The following is a 15,256-nucleotide window of genomic DNA, read 5'->3' on the forward strand; positions in this document are numbered from 1 at the left end:
GTCCCTCCGGCGCATCTCGGGGCTGCCGAGTCGGCCAGGTTGCTAGGTGTGAAAAGGGGAGCCCGAAGGCACGCGCGTGCGCGCTCGAGCGAGAGGTTCGGGATTCTACGCATGCCCGCGTCCTCCGTCCGACGGTTACGTCCGCAGGCACCAAGCTGAGGAAGCCCGCTGACTACAATTGCTGTTTCGCGTTTTGAAATGACCAAGTCCTCTCCCCGCACCAAGGCCGCCTCGAGCGACGGCGATGCCGACCTCAGCTACGAGCAGGCGCTCGACGAGCTGGAGCGCATGGTGGCGGCCATGGAGGGGCAACAGCTGCCGCTGGACCAACTTCTGCACAGCTACAAGCGGGGCGCCGAGTTGCTGGCTCTGTGCCGCGGGCGGCTGCAGGCGGTGGAACAGCAGGTCAAGCTGCTGGACGGCGCCGAACTGAAGGCCTGGGAGGGCCCCGAATCTTGAATGCACAGGACTTTGACCGCTGGGTGCAGGCGTCTTTGAACGCCTTCGAAGCGGCGCTGGATGATCTCGTGCCCGCTGCCGCGCCCGCAGGCCTCGGCGAGGCGATGCGCTATGCGGTGCTGGGCGGTGGCAAGCGCCTGCGCCCGCTGTTGGTGCTGGCGAGCTGCGCGGCCGTGGGCGGCGACAGCTTTGCGGCCATGCGCGCAGCCTGCTCGGTCGAGCTCATCCACGCCTATTCGCTGGTSCATGACGACMTGCCSKSCATGGACRACGACGYCMTGCGCCGCGGCAAGCCGACGACGCACGTCGCCTTCGGCGAAGCCCAGGCCATGCTGGCGGGCGACGCGATGCAGGCCCTCGCCTTCGAGGTGCTGACGCCGGACACGGGCATTGCTCCCGCCCTGCAGGCGCGGTTGTGCTCGCTGCTGGCCCGCTCGGCCGGCCATGACGGCATGGCCGGCGGCCAGGCCATCGACCTGGCCAGCATCGGCAAGCGACTGGACGAAACCACGCTGCGCGACATGCACCGCCGCAAGACCGGTGTGCTGCTGCAGGCCAGCGTTCTGATGGGCGCGGCCTGCGGGTCGGTGTCGACGCAGGCGACCCAGTCGCTGTCCAACTATGGCGCGGCCTTGGGCCTGGCCTTCCAGGTTGTCGACGACATCCTCGACGTGACCCAGGATTCCGAGGTGCTGGGCAAGACCGCCGGCAAGGACCAGGATGCCAACAAGCCGACCTACGTCAGCGTGCTCGGCCTGAACGCGGCACGCGCCCTGGCTCAAGCGCTGCGCGCCGAAGCCAAGGCGGCCCTGGCCGCCAGCGGCCTGGCCGATGTGAGCCACCTCAGCCTGCTGGCCGACTCCGTTGTAGAGCGGGACAACTAAAGAGGACCGCCATGGAATACACGCTGCTCAAAGGCATCGACAGCCCGGCCGACCTGCGCCGCCTGCCGCGCACCGAACTGCGCAAGCTGGCCGACGAGGTGCGCGCCTTCGTGCTGGAGAGCGTCTCCAAGACCGGCGGCCACCTCGGCTCCAACCTTGGCACGGTCGAGCTGACCGTGGCCCTGCACTACGTCTTCAACACGCCGGACGACCGGCTGGTGTGGGACGTAGGCCACCAGACCTATCCGCACAAGGTGCTGACCGGCCGGCGTGACCGCATGCCGGGCCTGCGCCAGATCGGTGGCATCAGCGGCTTCCCGCGCCGTGACGAGAGCGAGTACGACACCTTTGGCACCGGCCATTCGTCGACCAGCATCTCCGCGGCCCACGGCATGGCCATGGCCTTCAAGCTCAGGGGCGAGGACCGCCGGGCCGTGGCCATCATCGGCGACGGCTCGATGACGGCCGGCATGGCCTTCGAGGCGCTGAACAACGCCGGCGTGGCCCATGGTGGCCTGATGGGCGACCTGCTCGTCATCCTGAACGACAACGACATGTCCATCAGCCCGCCGGTCGGTGCGCTGAACAAATACCTCGCGCGCCTGATGAGCGGCAGCTTCTACGCCGCCGCCCGCGAAAGCGCCAAGAGCGTGTTGAAGAACACGCCGCTCTACGAGTTCGCGCGCAAGTTCGAGGAGCACACCAAGGGCATGGTCGTGCCGGGCACCATCTTCGAGGAGTTCGGCTTCAACTACGTCGGCCCCATCGACGGCCACGACCTGGACTCGCTGATCCCGACGCTGGAGAACCTGCGCGAGAAGAAGGGCCCGCAGTTCCTGCACATCGTCACCAAGAAGGGCGCCGGCTACAAGCTGGCCGAGAACGACCCGGTCAAGTACCACGCGGCCTCCGGCAAGTTCGACCCGGCGGTGGGCTTCGTCAAGCCGGCCACGCCGCCCAAGACGACCTTCACGCAGGTCTTCGGCGACTGGCTGTGCGACATGGCCGAAGCCGACCCGCGTCTGGTGGCCATCACGCCCGCGATGCGCGAGGGTTCGGGCATGGTGGAGTTCCACAAGCGCTTCCCGCAGCGCTATCACGACGTCGGCATCGCCGAGCAGCACTCGGTCACCTTCGCCGCCGGCCTGGCCTGCGAAGGTATCAAGCCGGTCGTCGCGATCTATTCGACCTTCCTGCAGCGCGCCTATGACCAGCTGATCCATGACGTCGCCATCCAGAACCTGCCCGTGCTGTTCGCGCTGGACCGCGCCGGCCTGGTGGGCGCCGACGGCGCCACGCATGCCGGCAACTACGACATTGCCTACACGCGCTGCATTCCGAACATGGCCGTGCTGACGCCGGCCGATGAAGACGAATGCCGCCAGGCGCTGTACACCGGCTTCATGCACAACGGGCCGGTGACGGTGCGCTACCCGCGCGGCGCGGGCGTTGGCGTCGTGCCTGTCAAAGCCATGACGGCCCAGGCCTGGGGCAAGGGTGAAGTGCGTCGGCAGGGCCAGCGCATCGCGATCCTGGCCTTTGGCACGCTGCTCTATCCCGCGTTGGAAGTGGCCGAGCGCCTGGACGCGACGGTCGCCAACATGCGCTTCGTCAAGCCGCTGGATGCTGAGCTTGTTGCCGAACTGGCGCGCACGCATGACGTCATCGTCACCGTCGAGGATGGCTGCATCATGGGCGGCGCCGGAAGCGCCGTCGTCGAGGCGTTGAACGCCGCCGGCCTCGGCGTGCCGGTGCTGCAGCTCGGCCTGCCCGACGAGTTCGTCGAGCACGGCGACCCGGCCAAGCTGATGAGCCTGTGTGGCCTGGACGCCGCCGGCATCGAGGCCAGCATCGTCAAGCGCTTCGGGACGAAGCCGACGGTCGTGCGCGCCGCAGCGCGCTGAGCAAGGCATCGACCAGCGGTTGTGCTGGGCGGTGCAATGGGATCAGGGCGCTGACGCGGTAGGGAATCGACACCGTCAGCGGCCGCACCAGCAGGTCTGATCCTGCACACGCCGCTGCGGTCAACGGGTTGACGATGGCCACACCCAACCCGGCTCGGACCAGTTCGCAGACGGCCACGGCGCTGTGCGTCTGCACGCGCAAGCGGCGCTGGATGCCAGCCGCGTCGAAGCGTGCATCGATCTCGCGCCGGTAGGGATCGTCCTCGGCCAGGCTGATGAAGTCCTGGCCCTCGAAATCCTTCAGCGCCAGCCGCTTGCGCGAGGCGAGCGCGTGGTCGGCCGGCAGCACGGCCACTTCGTCCGCCTCCAGCACCGGCTCGACGCGCACGCCAGGCAGGGGTGTCGCCTGTTCGGCCAAACCGAGGTCGAAGCGCTGTTCGCTGATCCATGCGTCCAGCAGCGGCGGCTCGGCCGGCGTGATGGACACGCGTGCCGACGGGTGGGCGGCGAGCAAGTGCTGAAGTGCCGCCGGCAATAGCGCGTGGCTCAGCGCTGGAAGACTCAGCAGACTCAATTCCGCATCCTCCGAGCGCCCCAGCGCCTCGGCCCGCTCGATGACGCGCGCCAGGCCCTGGAAGCTGCGTTCGACCTCATCGAACAGTGCACGTGCCCTCGCCGTGGCCTTGAGGCGGCCGCGCTCGCGCTCGAACAGGGCGTAGCCCAGCAACTGCTCCAGTCGGGCGAGATCGCGACTCAGCGTCGGTTGCGAGGTGTGCAGCAGCGCCGCGGCGCCGGTGACGCTGCCCGCCGTCATGACAGCGCGGAAGACTTCGATGTGGCGGTGCTGAATATCCATATCAGGACTGAATTGTCGCTGCACAAATTTCAATTTGATTGAATGGGTCGCCGCGGGCATGCTTCGATCCATGACCAAGCCCCTTCCTGCCGCCCTGAACCCCGCCCGCCTGCAAGCTCTCGCCGCCGAGCACGGCACGCCGCTGTGGGTCTATGACGCCGCCACCATCCGCGAGCGCGCCGCGTCGCTGAAGCGCTTCGACGTCGTGCGCTTTGCGCAGAAGGCCTGCTCCAACATCCACATCCTGAAGCTGCTGCGCGAGGCTGGCGTCAAGGTCGACTCGGTGTCGCGCGGCGAGATCCTGCGCGCGCTGGCGGCAGGCTACGAAGCTGGTGGTGACGAGATCGTCTTCACCGCCGACCTGTTGGACCACGCCACGCTGGCAACGGTTGTCGAGCACCGCATCCCTGTGAACGCCGGCTCCATCGACATGCTCGATCAGCTCGGCGCCGCTTCGCCCGGCCATGCTGTCTGGCTGCGCATCAACCCGGGCTTCGGCCATGGCCACAGCCACAAGACCAACACCGGCGGCGAGCACAGCAAGCACGGCATCTGGCATGCCGATCTGGGCGCCGCGCTGGCGGCCATCCGCCGCCATGGGCTCAAGCTGGTCGGCCTGCACATGCACATTGGTTCGGGCGTGGACTACGAGCATCTGGCCCAGGTCGGCCAGGCCATGGTCGGCCTGGTGCGCGAAACGGTCGCGGCCGGGCATGACCTGCACGCGATCTCGGCCGGCGGTGGCCTGTCGATTCCCTACCGCGATGGCGATGCGCGCATCGACGTGGCTCACTACTTCGGCCTGTGGGACGCCGCACGCCGCGAGGCCGAGGCGCTGGTGGGTCACGCGCTGAAGCTGGAGATCGAGCCTGGCCGCTACCTCGTCGCCGAAAGCGCCGTGCTTCTGGCCGAGGTGAGGGCAGTCAAGAACTCGGGCGCCAACCGCTTCGTCCTTGTCGACGCGGGCTTCAACGAGCTGATGCGCCCGGCCATGTACGGCGCCTTCCATGCCATGAGCCTGCTCGGCGCCAGCGGCCCCGAGCAGCCCACCGTCGTGGCCGGCCCGCTGTGCGAGTCCGGCGATGTGTTCACGCAAGGCCCCGGCGGCGAGGTGCTGACGCGCGACCTGCCTCTCGCCGTCGTCGGTGACCTGCTCGTCATCCACGACGCGGGTGCCTATGGCGCCTCCATGTCCAGCAACTACAACAGTCGGCCGCTGGCAGCCGAGGTGCTGGTCGACGGCGACAGCAGCCGCCTGATCCGCCGTCGCCAGACTGTCGAGGAGCTGCTGGCGCTGGAAACCTGAGCGTTTCTCCGCTGCGGCGGCGCGTGCAAGTCCGGAGATCATCCGGCCATGAAACTCGTCCCCATCCAGCAGGTTGCCGGTCACATCAAGGCCGGGGCGCCCCTGCCTTTCGGGGTGCGTGATGCCGAGGGCAAGCTGCTGCTGGCCAAGGGCCAGCCGGTGCCCAACGAGCAGATGCGCGAGGCGCTGCTGAACCGCGGCGTGTTCGTCGACATGGAGGAAGTGCGCGACGCCTCGGCGCGTAGCAGCGATGGCGGTGCGGGCAGCGAGGACTTCTTCGGGCGCTGGGACGCGCTGCAGACGCGGTTGTCCGTGCTGCTGCGCACGCCGCAGGAAACCCTCTTCCTGCCACGCGTCAAGGAATGCGCCGCCCAGCTCATCGTGTGGGCCGAGCGCTTTCCGGACCAGTTGCTCTTCGTCGTCGTCCAGCACGACCACAGCCGCCACGAGGTCTACGGCCTGGCCCATTTGCTGCACACGGCCGCTGTCGCCGCGCTGCTGGCGCGCCGCCTCTCATGGACGCCGGAGCGCCAGAAGAGCCTCGTCGGCGCCGCGCTGACGATGAATCTCTCCATCATCGACCTGCAGGGGCGCCTGGCCTCGCGTGGCGGTAAGCTGGCACCACCCCAGCGCGCGGCCATCGACCGCCATCCTGACGAAGCCGTGGCCTGGCTGYGCAACGCCGGCCTGGACGATGCGCAATGGCTGGCTGCGGTGGCCCAGCACCATGAGCAGCCGGGCGGCGGTGGCTATCCGCAAGGCTTGGCCGAGCCCGACGAGGCGGCCCAGCTGCTGCGCCTCGTCGACATCTTCCTGGCCAAGCTTGCCAGCCGCGGCGGCCGCGCAGGCATGCCGGCACCGCAGGCGGCCAAGTCGCTCTACACCGGCAGCAATGGCCATCCCTTTGCAGCGCTGCTGGTCAAGGAGGTCGGCATGTTCCCGCCCGGCACCCTGGTCAAGCTCGCCAGCGGCGAGATCGCGGTGGCGGTGCGCCGCGGTACATCAGGCAACACTCCCATCGTCAGCGCCGTTATGAATCGTCATGGGGATGCCTTAGGCTCTCCCGTCAGGCGTGACACGGCGGTGGCCGAGCATGCGATCACGGGTCTGGTGGCCGCGCAGGTGCTGCGCGTGAAGCTCAGCCCGCACCAGCTCTACGACCGCCGCTACGAAGCCTGAGGTCAGTCGATAGGCTGGCTCAATAGTGCCGATTTGATTAATGTTTTCAACTGAAAACCTTAAGCCGATATAGTTCTTCCCATCCCATCAACCAGCCCCCACGGAGCTTTCGAATGTCCCTGATCAACACCCAAGTCCAGCCTTTCAAGACCGAAGCCTTCCACAACGGCAAGTTCATCACCGTTAGCGACGAAACCCTGAAGGGCAAGTGGTCCGTGCTGATCTTCATGCCGGCCGCTTTCACGTTCAACTGCCCGACCGAAGTCGAAGACGCGGCCGACAGCTACGCCGAGTTCCAGAAGATGGGCGCCGAGGTCTACATCGTCACGACCGACACCCACTTCTCGCACAAGGTGTGGCACGAGACCTCGCCGGCCGTCGGCAAGGCCAAGTTCCCGCTGGTSGGCGACCCGACCCACACGCTGACCAATGCCTTCGGCGTGCACATCCCCGAAGAAGGCCTGGCACTGCGCGGCACCTTCGTCATCAACCCGGACGGCGTCATCAAGACCGCSGAGATCCACTCCAACGAGATCGCCCGTGACGTGTCGGAAACGCTGCGCAAGCTGAAGGCTGCCCAGTACACCGCCGCCCACCCCGGCCAGGTCTGCCCGGCCAAGTGGAAGGAAGGCGCTGCCACGATCGCCCCGAGCCTGGATCTCGTCGGCAAGATCTAAACAGCCATGCTGTTCGTCAGGAACCCGGGAGGGTTCCTGCCTTCTGCAGAACCAGACAGGTTCTGCTGAAAGGGCCTCCGGCATCGGGGACCCTTTCAGCAGTGGCCCGCCCCGCCACGCCTCACTGAAAGGACACCACCATGTTGGACGCCGCACTCAAGACCCAGCTCCAGGGCTACCTGGACCACGTCAAGGTTCCCTTCGAGATCATTGCCTCGCTGGACAACTCCAAGTCCAGCGACGAGATGCGCGAGCTGCTCGAAGAGATCGCTGGCATGCACGACAAGATCACGCTGCGTACCGATGGCGTCGACACCCGCACGCCGTCATTCCTGCTGCGCCGCACGGGCACAGAGCAATCGCTGCGCTTTGCCGCCATCCCGCTGGGCCATGAGTTCACGTCGTTGGTGCTCGCGCTGCTCTGGACCGGCGGTCATCCCCCGAAGGTCGAGCAGGCGCAGATCGACGCCGTCAAGGCGCTGGACCTGGATCTCGACTTCGAGATCTACATGAGCCTGACCTGCCACAACTGCCCGGACGTCGTGCAGGCGCTGTCGCTGATGGCCATCGTCAACCCGCGCATCCGCACCACCGTCATCGACGGTGGCCTGTTCCAGAGCGAGGTCGAGGCGCGCGACATCATGGCCGTGCCGGCCGTGTGGCTGAACGGCCAGCCTTTTGCCTCGGGCCGCATGTCGCTCGAGGAGATCGTCGCCAAGCTCGACACCGGTGCCGCCGTGCGCGACGCGAAGAAGCTGGATGCCGAGGAGCCCTACGACATGCTCATCATTGGCGGCGGCCCGGCAGGCGCCGCAGCGGCCGTGTACGCGGCGCGCAAGGGCATCCGCACCGGCGTCGCCGCCGAGCGTTTCGGCGGCCAGGTCAACGACACGCTGGGCATCGAGAACTACATCTCCGTGTCGGTGACCGACGGGCCCAAGTTCGCCGCCGCGCTGGAAGGCCACGTCAAGGACTACCAGGTCGACATCCACAACCTGCAGCGCGCCGAGAAGCTGACGCCGGCTGCGCAACCCGGTGGCTTCGTCGAGGTCGAGCTGGCCAACGGCGCCAAGCTCAAGGGCAAGACCGTCATCCTGTCCACCGGCGCGCGCTGGCGCAACGTCGGCGTGCCCGGCGAGGCCGAGTACAAGAACAAGGGTGTGGCCTATTGCCCGCACTGCGATGGCCCGCTGTTCAAGGGCAAGCCGGTTGCGGTCATCGGCGGCGGCAACTCCGGCGTCGAGGCGGCCATCGATCTGGCCGGCATCGTCAAGCACGTGACGCTGGTCGAGTTCGGCGCCGAACTGCGCGCCGATGCGGTGTTGGTCAAGAAGCTCCAGAGCCTGCCCAACGTCACCATCATCGTGAACGCGCAGACAACCGAGTTCACGGGTGGCAGCAACGGCAAGCTCGACGGCCTGAACTACACCGACCGCATCAGCGGCGAGAGCAAGCGTGTCGACGTGGAAGGCTGCTTCGTGCAGATCGGCCTGGTGCCCAACACCGAGTGGCTGCGCGGCACGCTGGAGCTCAGCAAGCACGGCGAGATCATCGTGGACGCCAAGGGCGCCACCTCGCTGCCCGGCGTGTTCGCCGCCGGTGATGTGACGACCGTGCCCTTCAAGCAGATCATCATCGCGGCCGGTGATGGTGCGAAGGCGGCCCTGGGTGCCTTCGACTTCCTGATGCGCAGCTGACGCCGGTCCGCCTAGACTGCCTCCCCAGCGCCCGCCAAGCGGCGCACAGGGAGTGCAGATGAAGGAAGGACTGCTGATCGCTCAGGCGGTGTTGCTTTGCGTGCTGCCGGGAATTCTTCTTGCGCTGTTCCTTCGTGAGCGGCGCCTGAAGAACCTGCAGAACAGGTTGCTGGATGAAGTGCTGCCGAAACTCGCGCCCCAGCAGCGCTGGTTTCGCGTCAATCTGGCACGCCCCGCCTACTTCGCGCGGCGCATGCGGATATTTGGCTTCGAGGCCAAGGGCCTGCTGATTGACCAAGGCGATTTGCTGCGCATCGTGGCGGTGCAACCCGACGGCGGGCGGCTGGAGCAACTGGTGACCAAGACGCCGGATGCTGTCCGATGGCGGGGCAACGTCGGGATACGGTCCGCCAACCTGCACTGGTTGGAACTGGGCAACGGTTCCGACTCGATCATGGCCTCGGCCGACACCGGCATGAACGCGGTGGCCTCCCGAGAGGCCACTGCCGACATCATGCGCAACTTGTTGCCTCAGCAGCCACTCGATGCCTCGGCTTTGGCGGACTTTGCGCTAGAAAAGCATCCGGGGGCACTTGCCGCCACCCTGAGCTCTCTGGTGCTGATGGTCGCCGCACTCGTCGACCTCACGATCACGGAGCATCAACTGTTGCAGCCACGCAGTCTGTTCTTCCTTGGATTGGTTGCCGTGCCGCTGGGCTTGTTTATCTATCTGCTGCTGGCGCGGCGCAAAGTGCCTGCCCGGGAGGCCTGGGCGCTCAGCGGCCTGATGGTCTGTGGGTTGGCGATCGCTGCGCCGGGTACCGCGATGCGGCTGGATCAATGGCTCTCCGGCGGCGCCCTTGCGACGCCCTACCGGCTGGTTTCCGGCGCTCACCTCGAACCCGTCGAGCCCGGTCCGCCCGAGGTCACGCTGAACCATGTGCGCGAGTACTGGGCCCAGTTCGAGCCCGGCTCCGTCCATGAACTGGATATCGTGCACGGCCCTCTGGGCATCTGGCAGCTGGACCGCAGCCGCCTCAACGCACTCACGCGGGAGTGGTATCGGCGCGAGGACGACGCCACGCCAGCCGCAAGCCGTCCAGCGAGTACAGCGCCAACGCCGCCCAGATGAAGCCAAAGGCGATCAGCCGGCTCGCGTCCATCGGCTCATGGAACAGGAACACGCCCAGCAGGAACTGCAGCGACGGCGACACATACTGAACGACGCCCAGCGTTGCCAGCGGCAGGCGCCGTGCACCTGCCGCGAACAGCAGCAGGCTGCCGGCCGTCACGGGCCCGGTGCCGATCAGCCAGGCCCAGTCCACCGCCGTCTGTCCGGCCATGCTGCCGTCCTGCGACCACCAGATCAGCCCGGCCGCGGCCAGCGGCGCGAGGATCAGCGTCTCCAGCGTCAGGCCTTCGATGGCGCCCAGGGCGGCCGTCTTGCGCATCAGGCCGTAGAGGCCAAAGCTCACCGCCAGCACCAGGGCCACCCAGGGCAGCTTGCCGCCTGCCACCGTCAGCCACAGCACGCCAAAGGCCGCCAACCCCACGGCCAGCCACTGGATGGGCCGCGGCCGTTCGTGCAGCACCGCAAAGCCCAGCGCGACGTTGACCAGCGGGTTGATGAAGTAGCCCAGGCTGGCGTCGATGACATGGCCATGGCCGACGGCCCAGACATAGGTCAGCCAGTTGATGGCGATCAGCGTGGCCGACAGTGCAAAGCGCCGCCAGGTCGCCGCGCTGACGTCCTTCAGCCAGGACAGATTGCGCGTCACCAGCAGCACGACGGCCACGAAGGCCAGCGACCACAACGTGCGGTGGGCCACGATCTGCAGCGCGGGGATGGAAGCGATCTGGCGGAAGTAGAGCGGGAACAACCCCCAGCTCAGATAGGCGCCGAGGGCGAAGAGGATGCCGGAGTTCATGGCCGGCATTGTCGTTAAGGGTTACTCCGGGTGCTGCCGTGGGGGTGTCCACGTCGAATTGGCCCCGCCTCGTTCGTCGTCTTCCCATGGCCCTCATCGAATTCACGCCACAGCTGCGTCGCTTTGTCGACACGCCTCTCGTGGACACGCCCGCGGTCGTGCTGCGGGAGGGCCTGGACGCCGCCTTCGAAATCAATCCGAGGCTGCGTGGCTACATCCTCGACGACCAGGGCCATCTGCGGCCCAACGTCGTCATCTTCATTGACGGCCGGCGCATCCGCGATCTGCGGGGCCTGACCGACCCGCTTGGGCCCAACAGTCGGGTCCATGTCCTGCAAGCCTTGTCTGGAGGTTGAGAGATGACACAAGACCGCGCCTGGGCCGCGACCCGCAAAGGCCTTTTCGAGCTGCGCCGCCGTGCCGGCACCTGGCATATCGAGAACCTCAGCTTCGTGGCCGACCCGGTCACCATGCTGCTGCCGCCCGACGCCTCGGGCTTCATGCTGGCCGGCCTCAACCTGGGCCACTTCGGCGCCAAGCTGCAGGCAAGCGACGACGCCGGCAAGACCTGGTGCGAGGTCACGGCGCCGAGCTTTCCGGCCCAGCCCGAAGGCGCGGAAGGTCCGGCCTGGAAGCTGGAGCAGGTGTTCTCGCTGGAGCGCTCGGGCGACGCCATCTGGTGCGGCAGCATTCCCGGCGGCCTGTTCGTCAGCCGCGACCGCGGCGAGAGCTGGCAGCTCAGCGAGGCGCTGTGGCAGGACCCGCGCCGCCTGCAGTGGATGGGCGGCGGCAACCCGGCGCCGGCCCTGCATTCCATCTGCCCCCACCCGGCCAAGCCGGAGGAGTTGCTGGTGGGCGTGTCCTGCGGCGGCGCCTGGCGCACCACCGATGGCGGGAGCAGCTGGGGCCTGCGCGCCAAGGGCATGCGGGCCGACTTCATGCCGCCCGAGCTGGCCGGCGACGAGAACTCGCAGGACCCGCACCTGATCGTCCGCTGCCGTGCCGAGCCTGATGTGCTCTGGTGCCAGCACCACTGCGGCATCTTCCGCAGCAGCGACAACGGCGCGACCTGGGAAGAGCTGCAGGCCCAGCCGTCCAGCTTCGGTTTCGCCGTCGCCGCGCATCCAGGCGACCCGCAGACGGCCTGGTTCGTGCCCGCCGTCAAGGACGAACGCCGCATCCCTGTCGACGGCGCCCTGTGCGTGACCCGCACGCGCGACGGCGGCAAGAGCTTTGACGTGTTGCGTGCCGGCCTGCCGCAGCAGCACTGCTACGACCTGATCTTCCGCCACGGCCTGGCCGTGGACGACGCCGGTGAACAGCTGATGATGGGCTCGACGACCGGCGGCCTGTGGGCCAGCGGCGATGCGGGCGACAGCTGGCAGGCCGTGTCGGCCCACCTGCCGCCCGTCTACGCCGTCAAGTTCGGCTGATCACGCCTTCAGCCGCTTGCGGATCGCCGCCAGCTCGACGGCGTCGAGGGTGGGCTCGGGGTAGCTCATCTTCAGCGCCGTGAGCGTGTCGACAATGACCTGGGACACGATCAGGCGTGCGTTGCGCTTGTCGTCCGCCGGCACGACATGCCAGGGCGCCTCTTCGCTGCTGGTCGCGCCCAACGCTTCGCCGTAGGCCTGCATGTATTTGGGCCAGAGCTCGCGCTCGGCCATGTCGTCGGCGGTGAACTTCCAGTTCTTGGCCGGGTCCTCCAGCCGCGCCAGGAAGCGCTGGCGCTGCTCCTCCTTGGACAAGTGCAGGAAGAACTTCAGCACCCGCGTGCCGTTGCGGTGCAGGTGCTGCTCCAGGTTGTTGATGGAGGCATAACGATCCGACCAGATCGCCGGCGCACGCGTCGTCTCCTTGGGCAGGGACTGGGCCTTCAGGATCTCCGGGTGCACGCGCACGATCAACACCTCCTCGTAATAGGAGCGGTTGAAGATGCCGATGCGCCCGCGCTCGGGCAGGCACTGCGTGGTGCGCCAAAGGAAGTCGTGATCCAGCTCCTGGGCGCTGGGGTGCTTGAAGCTGAATACCTGGCAGCCCTGCGGGTTCACGCCCGACATCACATGCTTGATGACGCCGTCTTTGCCCGCCGCGTCCATGGCCTGGAAGATCAGCAGCAGCGAGTAGCGGTTGTGCGCATAGAGCAGGTTCTGCAACTCGCTGAGCCGCGCGACCTGGGCCTCAAGCCGCTGCTCGTAGTCGCGTTTGTCGCTGTACAGCGGGTCGACGGCCGTGGCCCAGTGCTTGAGCTTGACCTTCTGGCCCGACGCGACCCGGTAGGTGTTCGTGTCAATCTTCATGGCGGAGCCTCCCGCAGCTGGCGATCCGCCAGCCTAACGCCGCCGTCCATCCGGTCGGTGTCAGACTTCGCCCCTCCTTCAACCCGCCGTTGCCGACGATGCTGCTGTTGCGCGCCTCCTTCCTGTTGCTGCTGGGCCTGACCGGCCTGGCGGTCCAAGCCGCCGACGAGGAGAACAAGCCGCCGGCTTACGAGCCGCGCGAGCACTACACCAAGTACGAGTACCGCGTGCCGGTGCGCGACGGCAGGAAGCTCTTCACCGCCGTCTATGTGCCCAAGGACCAGAGCCGGCGCTACCCCTTCCTGATGGTGCGAACGCCTTATGGCTGCGGGCCCTACGGCGTGGACCGCGATGGCGTCAAGGGCCTCGCGCCGAACGAGGAGTTCCTGAAGGCCGGCTACATCTTTGTCTGCCAGGACGTGCGCGGCCGCAACATGTCGGAAGGCGAGTTCATCGAGATGACGCCGCACAAGCCCGTCAAGAAGACCGTGGCTGATGTCGATGAAAGCTCTGACACCCACGACAGCGTGCAGTGGCTGCTGGACCGCATCCCCGGCCACAACGGCCGCGTCGGCCTCTGGGGCGTGTCCTACCCGGGCTTCTACACCTCGGCATCCATCATCGACTCTCATCCGGCGATCAAGGCCGCGTCGCCGCAGGCGCCCATTGCCGACCTCTTCAAGGGCGACGACAGCTATCACGGTGGGGCCTTCATGCTGGCGGCCAACTTCGGCTTCTACACCGGCTTCAAGCCGCAGCAGGCACCGGTGCCGCCGCCCAAGCAATGGCCGCAGTTCGACTGGGGCACGCTGGACGGCTACGAGTTCTACCTGCAGCACGGCAACCTCGACGCGCTGGCGCAGCGGCTGGCCAAGGATGGCGGCCCCAACCCCTACTTCGACGTGCAGATCGAGCATGACCGCTACGACGAGTTCTGGAAGTCCCGCGCCATCACACCCCATCTGAAGAACATCCGCGCCGCCGTGTTGACGGTGGGCGGCTGGTTCGACGCCGAGGACCTGGCCGGCCCCCTGGCCACCTTCCGCGCGATCGCTGGGCAGAGCCCCGCCACCGACAACCGCCTCGTCATGGGCCCCTGGGTGCATGGCGGCTGGGTTGGCGCGCCGGGGCGGCAGCTGGGCCGCGTGCAGTTCCAGCAGCCCACCGCCGAGCAGTTCCAGAAGGAGGTGCTGCTGCCCTTCTTCGAGCAGCATCTGCGAGAGGTCGCACCCAAGGCACCCATCGCGAAGGCCACCGTCTTCGAGACCGGCACCAACGTCTGGCGCCGCTACGACGCCTGGCCGCCCAGGCAGGCGCAGGCCCGCACCCTCTACTTCGCACCCGGCGGCAAGCTCAGCTTTGCGCCGCCCGACGCGACCGAGCCCGCTTTCGATGCCTGGGTCAGTGACCCCAACAAGCCCGTGCCCTACATCGGCTATGCGAGCTTGGGCGTGCCGCAGGAATACATGGTCAGCGACCAGCGCTTTGCGGCCACCCGGCCGGACGTGCTGACCTTCCGCAGCGACGTGCTGGAGGAGGACATCACCATCGTCGGCCCCATCGTCGCGCGCCTGTTCGCCTCGACGACGGGCAGCGACGCCGACTGGGTCGTCAAGCTCATCGACGTCTACCCCGCCGAACTGGAGGAGGAGGCCGCGAAGAAGCGCAAGCCGCGCACCGAGGACGTCGAACCGCCCGAGGCACCGCTCGGTGGCTACCAGCAGCTGGTGCGCGGCGACCCATTGCGCGGGCGCTTTCGTAACAGCTTCGAGGCGCCCGAGGCCATGGTGCCGGGCCGCGTCGAAGAGCTGCGCGTTGGGCTGCAGGACATCAACCACAGCTTTCGCCGCGGCCACCGCATCATGGTGCAGGTTCAGAGCAGCTGGTTCCCGCTCATCGATCGCAACCCGCAGACCTTCGTGCCCATCCGCAGCGCGAAGCCCGAGGACTTCCAGGCCGCGACGCAGAAGCTCTACCGCTGGCGCGGCCAGGCCTCGGGGCTGGACATCAGGGTGCTGGAGCCGCACTGATGCCACCGTGCGGGACTATCCTCAGTCGCTAGCCGC

14 protein-coding genes are annotated in these 15,256 nt (G+C 67.4%); 11 read left to right on the plus strand and 3 right to left on the minus strand.

Features of this window, described 5'->3' with window-relative positions; translation table 11 throughout:
- The first annotated feature begins 198 nt into the window (after positions 1 to 198).
- From xseB to dxs, 3 genes are read left to right on the plus strand one after another with little or no spacing between them, the layout of a single operon-like run.
- A complete protein-coding gene (gene xseB, locus ACXJKJ_RS11860; protein WP_056198557.1) occupies positions 199 to 459 on the plus strand; it encodes an exodeoxyribonuclease VII small subunit in 261 nt (86 codons plus the stop codon).
- Positions 456 to 1,343, plus strand: a complete 888-nt coding sequence (locus tag ACXJKJ_RS11865; protein ID WP_457390238.1) for a polyprenyl synthetase family protein — start codon at positions 456 to 458, stop codon at positions 1,341 to 1,343. Before xseB ends, ACXJKJ_RS11865 begins: the two co-directional genes overlap by 4 nt.
- Before the next feature lie 11 nt (positions 1,344 to 1,354).
- Positions 1,355 to 3,247, plus strand: coding sequence for a 1-deoxy-D-xylulose-5-phosphate synthase (gene dxs / locus ACXJKJ_RS11870; RefSeq protein ID WP_457390239.1), 1,893 nt, complete (start codon positions 1,355 to 1,357; stop codon positions 3,245 to 3,247).
- Here dxs and ACXJKJ_RS11875 read toward each other — a convergent pair.
- Positions 3,198 to 4,103 carry a LysR family transcriptional regulator gene (locus ACXJKJ_RS11875; RefSeq protein ID WP_457390240.1) on the minus strand — a complete coding sequence of 302 codons (906 nt, stop codon included), beginning with the start codon at positions 4,101 to 4,103 and terminating at the stop codon, positions 3,198 to 3,200. The genes dxs and ACXJKJ_RS11875 overlap by 50 nt on opposite strands.
- Positions 4,104 to 4,173: 70 nt before the next feature.
- Here ACXJKJ_RS11875 and lysA point away from each other — a divergent pair, with 70 nt between their 5' ends.
- The 5 genes from lysA (at position 4,174) to ACXJKJ_RS11900 (ending at position 10,094) form a co-directional block, all read left to right on the plus strand.
- Positions 4,174 to 5,409, plus strand: coding sequence for a diaminopimelate decarboxylase (gene lysA / locus ACXJKJ_RS11880; RefSeq protein WP_457390241.1), 1,236 nt, complete (start codon positions 4,174 to 4,176; stop codon positions 5,407 to 5,409).
- A 48-nt stretch (positions 5,410 to 5,457) separates the two neighbouring features.
- Positions 5,458 to 6,588 (plus strand): HD domain-containing phosphohydrolase, encoded by a 1,131-nt coding sequence (locus tag ACXJKJ_RS11885; RefSeq protein ID WP_457390242.1) that lies wholly within the window; start codon positions 5,458 to 5,460, stop codon positions 6,586 to 6,588.
- A gap of 113 nt (positions 6,589 to 6,701) precedes the next feature.
- Positions 6,702 to 7,265, plus strand: coding sequence for an alkyl hydroperoxide reductase subunit C (ahpC, locus tag ACXJKJ_RS11890; protein ID WP_056198538.1), 564 nt, complete (start codon positions 6,702 to 6,704; stop codon positions 7,263 to 7,265).
- 140 nt (positions 7,266 to 7,405) lie between these two features.
- Entirely contained in the window at positions 7,406 to 8,962 is a 1,557-nt protein-coding gene (gene ahpF / locus ACXJKJ_RS11895; protein WP_457390244.1) for an alkyl hydroperoxide reductase subunit F, read from the plus strand.
- Positions 8,963 to 9,020: 58 nt separating this feature from the next.
- Positions 9,021 to 10,094 (plus strand): hypothetical protein, encoded by a 1,074-nt coding sequence (locus ACXJKJ_RS11900; protein WP_457390245.1) that lies wholly within the window; start codon positions 9,021 to 9,023, stop codon positions 10,092 to 10,094.
- On the opposite strand, the gene rarD is transcribed toward ACXJKJ_RS11900, so the two are convergent.
- A complete protein-coding gene (gene rarD / locus ACXJKJ_RS11905; RefSeq protein ID WP_457390247.1) occupies positions 10,009 to 10,890 on the minus strand; it encodes an EamA family transporter RarD in 882 nt (293 codons plus the stop codon). The two genes, ACXJKJ_RS11900 and rarD, sit on opposite strands and share 86 nt — an antisense overlap.
- 86 nt (positions 10,891 to 10,976) lie before the next feature.
- Between rarD and ACXJKJ_RS11910 the strand changes: the two genes are divergently transcribed.
- Positions 10,977 to 11,246, plus strand: a complete 270-nt coding sequence (locus tag ACXJKJ_RS11910) for a MoaD/ThiS family protein (RefSeq protein ID WP_457390248.1) — start codon at positions 10,977 to 10,979, stop codon at positions 11,244 to 11,246.
- A gap of 3 nt (positions 11,247 to 11,249) precedes the next feature.
- Positions 11,250 to 12,323: a WD40/YVTN/BNR-like repeat-containing protein gene (locus tag ACXJKJ_RS11915; protein WP_457390250.1), complete on the plus strand. Its 1,074-nt coding sequence runs from the start codon at positions 11,250 to 11,252 to the stop codon at positions 12,321 to 12,323.
- On the opposite strand, the gene ACXJKJ_RS11920 is transcribed toward ACXJKJ_RS11915, so the two are convergent.
- Entirely contained in the window at positions 12,324 to 13,190 is an 867-nt protein-coding gene (locus ACXJKJ_RS11920; protein WP_457390251.1) for an ADP-polyphosphate phosphotransferase, read from the minus strand.
- A 98-nt stretch (positions 13,191 to 13,288) separates the two neighbouring features.
- Between ACXJKJ_RS11920 and ACXJKJ_RS11925 the strand changes: the two genes are divergently transcribed.
- Entirely contained in the window at positions 13,289 to 15,220 is a 1,932-nt protein-coding gene (locus tag ACXJKJ_RS11925; protein WP_457390252.1) for a CocE/NonD family hydrolase, read from the plus strand.
- Positions 15,221 to 15,256: the final 36 nt, after the last annotated feature.

Source organism: Roseateles sp. P5_E1 (assembly GCF_054049335.1).

Bases quoted from the DNA above. Each gene is read 5' to 3' on its own strand.
- dxs (WP_457390239.1), top strand. From the start codon at position 1,355: ATGGAATACACGCTGCTCAAAGGCATCGACAGCCCGGCCGACCTGCGC.
- rarD (WP_457390247.1), bottom strand. From the start codon at position 10,890: ATGAACTCCGGCATCCTCTTCGCCCTCGGCGCCTATCTGAGCTGGGGG.
- ACXJKJ_RS11875 (WP_457390240.1), bottom strand. From the start codon at position 4,103: ATGGATATTCAGCACCGCCACATCGAAGTCTTCCGCGCTGTCATGACG.
- ACXJKJ_RS11915 (WP_457390250.1), top strand. From the start codon at position 11,250: ATGACACAAGACCGCGCCTGGGCCGCGACCCGCAAAGGCCTTTTCGAG.
- ACXJKJ_RS11920 (WP_457390251.1), bottom strand. From the start codon at position 13,190: ATGAAGATTGACACGAACACCTACCGGGTCGCGTCGGGCCAGAAGGTC.
- lysA (WP_457390241.1), top strand. From the start codon at position 4,174: ATGACCAAGCCCCTTCCTGCCGCCCTGAACCCCGCCCGCCTGCAAGCT.
- ACXJKJ_RS11900 (WP_457390245.1), top strand. From the start codon at position 9,021: ATGAAGGAAGGACTGCTGATCGCTCAGGCGGTGTTGCTTTGCGTGCTG.
- ahpF (WP_457390244.1), top strand. From the start codon at position 7,406: ATGTTGGACGCCGCACTCAAGACCCAGCTCCAGGGCTACCTGGACCAC.
- ACXJKJ_RS11925 (WP_457390252.1), top strand. From the start codon at position 13,289: ATGCTGCTGTTGCGCGCCTCCTTCCTGTTGCTGCTGGGCCTGACCGGC.
- xseB (WP_056198557.1), top strand. From the start codon at position 199: ATGACCAAGTCCTCTCCCCGCACCAAGGCCGCCTCGAGCGACGGCGAT.
- ACXJKJ_RS11910 (WP_457390248.1), top strand. From the start codon at position 10,977: ATGGCCCTCATCGAATTCACGCCACAGCTGCGTCGCTTTGTCGACACG.